Origin of the sequence: Meiothermus hypogaeus (genome assembly GCF_003574035.1) — a bacterium.
Classification (GTDB): domain Bacteria; phylum Deinococcota; class Deinococci; order Deinococcales; family Thermaceae; genus Meiothermus; species Meiothermus hypogaeus.
Genome location: NZ_QWKY01000107.1, coordinates 1 through 8,458, shown reverse-complemented (window position 1 = coordinate 8,458; position 8,458 = coordinate 1). Strand labels below are relative to the sequence as shown.

The 8,458-nt window shown below is 64.7% G+C and carries 7 protein-coding genes; all 7 read right to left on the bottom strand.

The annotated features are described in order from the left end of the window. Positions 1 to 39: 39 nt before the first annotated feature. Positions 40 to 738: a type I-E CRISPR-associated protein Cas5/CasD gene (gene cas5e, locus Mhypo_RS16265; RefSeq protein WP_119342304.1), complete on the bottom strand. Its 699-nt coding sequence runs from the start codon at positions 736 to 738 to the stop codon at positions 40 to 42. A 3-nt stretch (positions 739 to 741) separates the two neighbouring features. Next, positions 742 to 1,911: a type I-E CRISPR-associated protein Cas7/Cse4/CasC gene (gene cas7e / locus Mhypo_RS16260; protein WP_119342303.1), complete on the bottom strand. Its 1,170-nt coding sequence runs from the start codon at positions 1,909 to 1,911 to the stop codon at positions 742 to 744. Continuing rightward, complete coding sequence (casB, locus tag Mhypo_RS16255; protein WP_119342302.1) at positions 1,908 to 2,468, bottom strand: type I-E CRISPR-associated protein Cse2/CasB; 561 nt, start codon at positions 2,466 to 2,468, stop codon at positions 1,908 to 1,910. The genes cas7e and casB overlap by 4 nt, the downstream gene beginning before the upstream one ends. Beyond that, positions 2,465 to 3,952 carry a type I-E CRISPR-associated protein Cse1/CasA gene (casA, locus tag Mhypo_RS16250; protein WP_119342301.1) on the bottom strand — a complete coding sequence of 496 codons (1,488 nt, stop codon included), beginning with the start codon at positions 3,950 to 3,952 and terminating at the stop codon, positions 2,465 to 2,467. Before casA ends, casB begins: the two co-directional genes overlap by 4 nt. 15 nt (positions 3,953 to 3,967) lie before the next feature. Then, the gene (gene cas3 / locus Mhypo_RS16245; RefSeq protein WP_119342300.1) at positions 3,968 to 6,718 is read right to left on the bottom strand and encodes a CRISPR-associated helicase Cas3'; all 2,751 of its coding nucleotides are present in this window, start codon (positions 6,716 to 6,718) and stop codon (positions 3,968 to 3,970) included. Positions 6,719 to 6,721: 3 nt separating this feature from the next. Continuing rightward, entirely contained in the window at positions 6,722 to 7,714 is a 993-nt protein-coding gene (locus Mhypo_RS16240; protein ID WP_119342299.1) for a helix-turn-helix transcriptional regulator, read from the bottom strand. 292 nt (positions 7,715 to 8,006) lie between these two features. After that, on the bottom strand, positions 8,007 to 8,458 hold a 452-nt coding region (locus Mhypo_RS16235; protein WP_147371365.1), incomplete at its 5' end, for a C40 family peptidase.

Here is an 8,458-nt window from a genome sequence, read left to right as displayed (position 1 = left end):
GCGAGGGTCAAATAGGGCAGCACCAGAGCCCATTCCTCATCACGGACGTCCGATGGGTAAGCACGGCGGTTCATGCTCTAAACATAACTGCAGTGCCTGATTTGGGTAAGGTGGTTTGTAGATTCTAGACTCCACGAAACGCGCACCGAAGCGGCGGCGGGCGAAGCTCGAGATGGGGTTGTCCATTCGGAGTGAGCCACGTTTGGCCTCAAGGATCAGTCGGGCGGGCCTTGCATCGGTAAGGGCGGGGTAGGTGAGCAGGGCCTCCTCGAGTCCAGCCTCTCTCAACCCGTCCTCGAGCCACACCGGCTGCGAGGGGACAAAGGACTTGCGCCCAAGGCTGATGGGCCAAACCGGATTCTTGAGCGCGGCCTGAATGGTCTCGAGCCGCGCCCGGTCGGAACCTTCCAGGCCCACCAAGAACACCGCATCCGCCAGGTAGTAGCGTATGGAAACGGCAGTGTCCTGGACTCCCTTTCCGTCGGCCCGGATCACCTCCTGGGCGGTGTGGTAGTCGCGGCGGAGGATGCCTTCGCGGTCTACCCGCACCCCCATTGGCATGGCCGCCAGCTCGAGCACCGGCCTTTCCTCTTCGCGGTCAACCCCCAGCGCGGCGCATAGCAAGCCGATCACCCCGCTCTTGGAGGGCTCGAGTTCGGTGTCGCGCTCGTCGAAGCGGGACTTGGTGCCCCACGATTGCATAGGGCCAGCGATTCGCATCAACAGGGTGTATGGCATGGCCTAGACCTCCAGGCCCAGCGCCCGCTTGACCTGCTCGAGGGTCTCTTTCACCAGGGTTTCTACATCGCCAACGGCTGCCCCTTCCAGCTTGCCCTCGAGCTTGGCCTCGGTGCGGTTAATGACCCGGTGCGTGCCCCCTTGGCCGAAGACCCGCTCGAGGTCGTTCCACTCGCTGACCAGAGCCTGGGCCGAGGCGTTGAGCCATCCTTCCTGGGAGGCCTTTACCGGCTTCTCGAAAGCGTTGGCGAGGCTGCGGGGGCTGGCCTCGGTGCGCACCGTGAAGCCGATGAAGCTGGGGAGCTGGTGGGCCGCGAAGGAGTTTTGCTTGCCGCTGGGCAGGGCGTAGATAGAGGAGCGCAGGAAGGCCTCGAGGCCCCTGAGCATCAGCCCATCGTCACCCTGGAGGTTGGAGCGGAGCTTCTCGAGATCCATCACCGCGTAGCGGTAGTAGCAAGCGCTGTTGAACTCGACCGTGCCCAGCATGTCCGCGCCCGCGTTGTCGTCGGGCTTGAGGTCGTCCACGGCGGTGTAGAAGTCCTCGTTGTGCTCGACCTTGTGCGTCGAGATGGCGTGGGCCACCTGGCAGGCGGCGTACTGGTTCTTCTCGGGCAGGTCGGCGAGCATCCGCCCGAAGAGCGCCAGGTCAACCGCCTTGCCGCCGTCCATGACCTTCTCGAGGACCCTCACCAGTTCCTCGGGCACGGCTTCCTTGGCAGCTTTTTTATCTTTCTTCTTTCCGGACTCTTCGGCGGCGATGGCGGCCTCAAGGGCCTGCCAGTTTCCGTGAATTAACTCGGCAATCTTCTCGATCTCCGCAGACCCCAGGTAGACCAGATACTGGGTCTTGTTGTCGGCGTCGTCCACCTTGAGCTTTACCCCGCCCAGGGCCAGGTTGATGGCCTTTACGGCGGTGGCCTTGGGGTGGCCTTTGGCCTCGAGCAGTTCCGCTAACTTCTCGGTGAGCCGCTTGGTGCGCACCGCCAGGTGCTCCTCGGGGATCAGCTTCTGCTCGCGGAAGTACATCCGCATGGCCCGCTTGAGCGACTGGCTCGAGATACGGCCCCGCCGTACGCCGCCGAAGTAGGCGTCCTTGGGACTACCGGTGTCGTCGCGGTTGAGGTTCGAGGGGGCGAAGTTTTGCAGCAGGTGGATCTCGAGCAGGGCTTTCATTCGTTACCTCCGGTGATTTGGAACTCAGGGACGGATTCTTCAGGCTGGGTTTCTCTCTCGGCTCTCTGGTAAAAACTCCTGGCCCAGCGGTGCTGGACGCTGCGCCGCTCCGAACGCCAGAATCCCAGGTCGTCAAGCAGTTGCTCCCAGCCGATGGGGATGTCGTTGGACTTGAGTAGGGTGACGGTCTGGCGCAGCCGATCCGCCAGTTGCTCGTCGTCGGCGTCGAGCAGGCGAATGAACCGCCCCTCGATGCTGGGGCTCTTCTCCTTGAGCACGTACAGCCGGGCCATGCTCTCGCCCAGGTTCTGCTTGAGGGGCTTGGGGACGGGAGCGCCGGGCTCGAGGGGCCGCTCGACGTAGGCGAAGAGGCCCGCCACCAGGTAGTACATCTGCCACACCCAGGGCGGGGTGTCGCCCAGCGTGAAGGGCTCTACATAGCGGATGGCCCCCACGTAGCGCCCTGGCTCCTCGCGCAGGCCGCGCCGCAGTTCGGCGAAGCCCCGGCGGTCGAGCCGCCACAGATAGCCAACAAACTTCTCGGTCTTCTCGCTCATGCGCTCTCCTTCAGCAGCGCCTTTTGCGCCTCGAACAGCAGGCCCTGCGCCGAGTAGATGGCCCGCAGCGCGAATGCGTTGTCGCCCGCCGCCGCAACCGTCAAATCCCAGGCTCGGCGGGAAGCCTCTAAGAGTTGCTCCTTCCAAAACCGCTCCACCTCGGCCCAGCGGTAGTTGACCGTGAGGCGCTCGAGCAGCTTCGGGAAGGCGCTGTCCAGGCTCGACCAGTAGGCCGCGTAGGTGGGGAAGCTGTCCACGCACCTGCGCACGTCGGCGGGGTCGGGGTCGCGGCCTCCGTGGCTGAGCAGCCTGCGGGCCAGCACCCAGGCCGCCTTGCGCAGCGCCTCGCCCAGTTCCTCGGCCTGCCTGAGGGCGTCCTCGAGGCTGCTGTAGACCTCCTCCCAGCGATCTGCGCCCACCGCCTCGGGCAGCAGGTGCAGCTCCCCGCGCCAGAACTCGAACTTGGCTTTGTCGTTGGTGGCCCCCAGCACCAGGGTGGGCAGCGCAGCAGTTCTGCCGATCAGGTCGAGCACCTGCTCGGCGACCCGCACCACCTGCGGCGAGAGCGGGCTGTCCTTGGGCAACAGCGCGGTGAAGTCGCGCCACAAGGCCCGGTTCTTGCGGAAGCTGACCGCCCGGCGTGTACCCAGCTTTTCGTCGGTTATACGGTAGGCCAGCATGGGGTCGGGGTTGAACACCGCCCCCTCGAGCAGCTTGCAGGCCGGGCCGTAGTGCAGGAAGCGAACCACGGTCTCGCCGTCCAGCGTCTCGGGCACCAGCCGGATCAGGCGGCTCGTCCAGGTGTAGCGGTGGGTCAGGCCCAGAATGACCTGCTCGGGGTCGGGGCGGGGGCGCTCGAGTTCCCACACCGGCCTGTCGTCCTGGTCGGGGGCATAGGGAACCAGATTGAAGCACAGCGTTTCTAGCAGATTGTCCCCCGTGGGCAGCACCAGGGCGGTTCCCCCCACCGGGCTGGGGCTATAGCCCGCGCCCTCCGGGATCGCCAGCATCTGCCGCGCCACCAGCAGCCGGGCGGCCTCGGCGGCGCTCAGGGCGGGGGGAGCATCCTCCTGGGTGTGGTCAAAGAGCAGCTTGTTGGTTCCGCTCGAGAGTTCCGCCGCGAGTTGCGCGATGGATTTGGCTTTGTTCTCGTACTCCGCGATTTGATAGAAAGGGCGCTCGGGGTCAAAGAGGTCGAAGCGTGAGCGGAAGCGCTCGAGGTAGCTCCTGATTCGCTCCTGCGGGAACCCACGCCTGATCCACTCGGCGTTTTGCTCCGCACTATGCGGGCCTTCGAGCGCCCGGTGCAGCACCGCCAGCAGCAGCCGGTGCAGCGCCACCAACACCAGCGGCGAGCCGTCCTCGAGCCGCTCGATCTCCCGCGCACGAAGCAGGGTCTGCTCGAGCGAGAGTAGCTCGAGCTTCCCCTCCACCCGCACGGGAATCCAGGGTTTTTCCACTAGGTTGAACGAATACTCTTCCACATCTCCTCCGTTTAGTTATTGGGTCTCGAGCTTTCGGTAAACCACACCCAGTTTGTCATGCAAGCTCACCTCGGTCTTGCCTATCACCACTATTCCTTGAGCGTCCAAAACTAGAGGCACACAGTTGCGCAGCAGCGCGTCCTTCTCCCACGCCTTGAAGCGCTTGTCTATGCCTTGGGCCTGGTTGTACTGCTCGAGTGCGCTCGGAACCGAGCGCCTGGGGTTGGTGCTCCCCACCACCGAGACGCGGCTCAGCCGCACGGCCCGCATGAAGGTCTGGGCGGGCTGCTTGGGGTCGTAGGGGCGGGTCGCGCCGCGGTCGAGGAAGAGTTTGTCGTCGATCTCGAACAGCGGGATCACGGTCGTTGAGCCCTCGCCCTTGCGGGTGAGTGCTATGGGCCTGCCGTCGGGCGGGTCGTCCTCCTCCCGCGACTGTACGGCCTCGCGCAGTTGCAACTCGCCCGCCATCAAGTGGCTGATAACCGCCGCCTCGCCGTCCTTGCGATCCAGCAGCGCCTGCCGGTCGAACTCGGCCCGGTGTTCGGCAATCTTCTGGCGGGCCTCGGGTGAAAGCGCTAGGGCCAGCTCTGCCCCGTCGTAGACCCGCTGCACCAGGGGGTCTATGTCGGCGGGCAGGGTGAGGCGCTCGAGCCCCCGCAGCGCCTCCCAGGTCTTGTAAAGGATGAACGGGGCGTACACCTTGTCCCAGTAGTGGGTGCGGAGGTCGGGCAGCTCACCCTGATGCGCCAGTCCGGCGACGTACAGCACGGGCTCCGCCATCGGCCTTTGGCCCCGCTTGTGCCGCCACAGGCGGCCCGCCCGCTGGAGCAGCAAGTCCGCCGGGGCGAGGTCGCTCACCATGAGGTCGAAGTCCAGGTCGAGGGACTGCTCGACCACCTGCGTAGCCACCAACACCGCCTTCTCGGGGCGCTGACCGTTCTCCAGCGTCGCGTTCTTGCCGAAGCGGGCCAGCACCTCGCCCTCGAGCCTGGCCCGATCCTCGGCGGGGAAGCGGGCGTGGAAGAGCATGGGGTTGAGGTGCCCAATCTTCCGGTACAGCTCCTGCGCCCGGTCTACAGTGTTCACGATGCAGACCGCGCAACCACCGTTCTCGAGCTTTTCTTCAAGGAGTTTGACGATAGCCTCGAGGCCGCTCTCCACGGCCTGCAAACCCACCGTCACCGCGCGGGTCTTGTCGCCCTTGAAGCGCACGAGCGTGGTCTGGCCTCCGGAGATCTTGTAGATGCGCGGGTAGTGGTCGGTATCCAGGTTCTGTCCGCCATAGGCCTCGAGAATCTGCCTGCGCTTCTCCTTGGGCAGGGTGGCGCTCATCAGGATCACGCTCGAGCCCAGCGCGTGCAGCCAGCGCACCAGGGTCAGGATCAGTTCAGAGGTGTAGGTGTCGTAGGCGTGAACCTCGTCAATGATCACCACCCGGTTGCCTAGCCCCCACAGCCGCACGAACTGGTGCTTGATGTTGAGTACCGTCAGCAGGGCCTGATCCACCGTGCCAACGCCGTACTCCGAGAGCAGGGCCTGCTTCTTGTGGGTGAAGTAGGCCCTGGCCTCGACGTTCTCGAGCAGGTCTTCCTCGCGCTCGGTGTTGGGCAGGATTTTGCCCTGTAGCTTCTGGTACAGCTCGTTGAGCTGGGTGGCCCCGTGGATCAGTTGCAGGTCGAGCTTCACCTCGCGCCCTCTGCCCTGCTCGTTCAGGAAGCCCAGGGTGCGCTCGAACATCTGGTTGCCGGTCGCCATCGTGGGCAGGGCGACGTACAGGCCCCGGTGCCCGTTTTGGGCTTGCAGGCGAAGATAGGCATAGAAGGCGGCCTCGGTCTTGCCTTCCCCCATCGCGGCCTCGATCAGGAGCAGGGTGGGCCGGTCGGTAGCTCGCACCAGGCGCTTCACCCAGAGCTGGAGCGGACGGGGCACGAAAGGCTTACCCGACGCCTTGGCAAGGTAGTCGAAGACCTCCCTGAGCGGCCTGGGCTGCTCTACCAACGTGGCCCGCTTGGTCCAGCCGAGTTCGCCCAGGCGCTTCCGCGCGAGGGCCTTGCTGGCCTCCCAGTATCCCGGCAGGTCGTCCTCGAAGCCGTCGAACTTCAGCTCGGGGTAGAAGCTCGAGCCGATCCAGTCGGCGAAGCTCGTTAAGCCAGCAAGACGCATGAAAGCAGCCGGACTTAGGCGTTGGACAGTCGGCAATGCTGTGGCCCCGACCATCTCGAGCACCGTTTCGAACAGCTTCTTGCGCGCCTCGTCCCAGATGTCCGTGCCAACTTCCCTCTTCTGCCTGGCCTTGTCCAGCGATGTTGCCCTGAATCCGTGGTGACAGCCAACCGCGTCGGCGATCCCTTCCGCAAACGATCTACTCACGTTCAGGGAGGCCAGTAGGCTCGGAAGCACGGCCTGACTGATGAGGCTGTGCGATACGTCCTCGGGGGGCGCGGTGGGGGGCATCCTTCCGGCGGATTTCCAATCGAATCTCGGCTCGGTGGTGATGAGGTTGGCCCACCCCTGAGGCCACTTCTGCTGAAACGCCGGGCTCACCTTGCCGATGTCGTGGAGCGCGATCAGGGATAGGAGAAGCGGCATGGCCTGCTCGAGCGGGAGGCCGAAGTCCTCGGCGTAGCGCTGGCGGGTGGAGTCGGGCTCGAGATCCAGGATCGCCCCGGCGCTGGCTGCGACATCCAGCAGGTGGGCGATCACGGGATGACCAGTATGGCCGTCCTTGCTGCTCTTGGCCCAAAGCCTGAGAAACCGTCTATCCACGACCTATTCTCCCAGCGCCGCCACCTGCCGCGCCTCCTCGAGCCACCTTCTCCTGAGGCCCTCCGGCCCCAGCACCTCCACCCGCGCCCCCCAGCTCTGCACCCAGGAAAGCAGCTCGAGGGGAAAGTTGTGGTTATCGGTGCCCACGGTAATACAAACCTCGAGGCCCCCGTCGGGGAGCCTCGAGGCAATATGCAGGTTGGGGTAGCCGCCTTCCAGGATGCGGTAGGCGGCCTCGGGGCGGAAGCGCAGCCGGACTTCCACCGGCACGCCGCCGCTGCTCCCGACCACCCCCCAGGCATTGGAGAGGTAGTGTCGGGGGTCAAAATCGTTGGGGATGGTGTAGGCCCCTGGTTCCCCTACCAGCCGCACGCGGCGCATCCGGCTCAGCTTGTAGGTGCGCAGGGCCCGGCGGTTGCGTTCATAGCCGATGACGTACATGCCCAGGTTGGTGCGGGCAATCTCCAGAAAGTAGACCTCGAGCAGGTTCTGGCCCGGCCTGCCTGGGCCGCCGGGCTTCAGGTAGTCGAACGCAATCGGCTGGCGTTTGAACCAGGCCTCGGCCACCGTGGCCATGGCGAGCCCCTCGTCCTGGTGTTGCAGGGTGCGGTGCTCGAGGTCTTCGGTGCTTTTGAGGGCCAGCTCCTGGGCCGGCGAAGGCAGCCGCCGGGCCAGTTTCTTGAGGGCCGAAAGGTAGGTGGGCTCGTAGCCGGGGGTGTGGTGGTAGAGCATCCGCAAGGCGCTGTGGGTAACCAGGGCTTCCACCGGGCTCAGCTCCTGGCTTTGCAGCAACTGATACTGCGGCGAACGACCCTTTTTGGCCACCTCGATGGCTTGCAGATCCCCGAGCAGGCGTAAAGCCGTCCGTTTATCCACCCCCAGCGTTTTGGCCAGCTCCTGGGCCGTGTAGGGCCTGGTCGAAAGCAGGTCTCGAGCCTCCATCAAGCGCAAAGACTTTTTGTGGTGGGCGCGCTCCCGGCGCGGTTCATCCCTCATATGGCCTCGCGTATCAGCGTAGTAGGCAATGCCCAGCGGTCGTCCATTTCAGGTCTTTGCTTTGTATGCTGCTCAACTTTATTGATGGAAACATAGTCATATCCGAATACCTGTAACAGGCATCTATGGTTCACCTCCGGGCTTTTTTCAATGCTAGCAATAGGGAGGGGAAAGCAAGGTTCGTTTTCCACACCCCACAGTATCCGGCGCAAGCACGACTATTCCTGACGCGAATGGGCCCAGCCCTCAAGGCCGGGCGCATCGCATTGGGCGGTTTCCACCGGCAAGCCCCTCAAGGCTGCTGGGCCGACAACGCCTCCACCCGCTTGGCCCCCCGGTAGACCCGCTTGTAGTAGGGGCTGTCCAGGCTTTCAATCACCACCCGGCTACCGTAGCTATTGGCATGGGCAAACACGCCCCGGCCTAGGTAGATGCCCACATGGTCGATCTGGCGGCCTCCAAAGCTGAAAAACACCAGATCGCCCTGGCGCATGGCCCCTTGCACCGTGCTGAAAGCACCCCATTGGTCGCGGCTGGTGCGGGGCACCTTGATGCCCACCTCGGCAAAAACCTGCTGCACGAAAGCCGAGCAGTCCACCGCGCGGTCGGAGTTGGCCCCAAACACATAGGGCAGCCCCAGGTATTTGAGCACCACCAGGATGAGGGGATGGGTGGGGTCGTAGTCGGTGTCGGCAGGCGGGCTAGGCTGGGGTTGCGGGGCCGGTTCGGGGGCAGGTTGAGGTG

Bases quoted from the DNA above. Each gene is read 5' to 3' on its own strand.
- Mhypo_RS16240 (WP_119342299.1), bottom strand. From the start codon at position 7,714: ATGAGGGATGAACCGCGCCGGGAGCGCGCCCACCACAAAAAGTCTTTG.
- cas5e (WP_119342304.1), bottom strand. From the start codon at position 738: ATGCCATACACCCTGTTGATGCGAATCGCTGGCCCTATGCAATCGTGG.
- cas7e (WP_119342303.1), bottom strand. From the start codon at position 1,911: ATGAAAGCCCTGCTCGAGATCCACCTGCTGCAAAACTTCGCCCCCTCG.
- casB (WP_119342302.1), bottom strand. From the start codon at position 2,468: ATGAGCGAGAAGACCGAGAAGTTTGTTGGCTATCTGTGGCGGCTCGAC.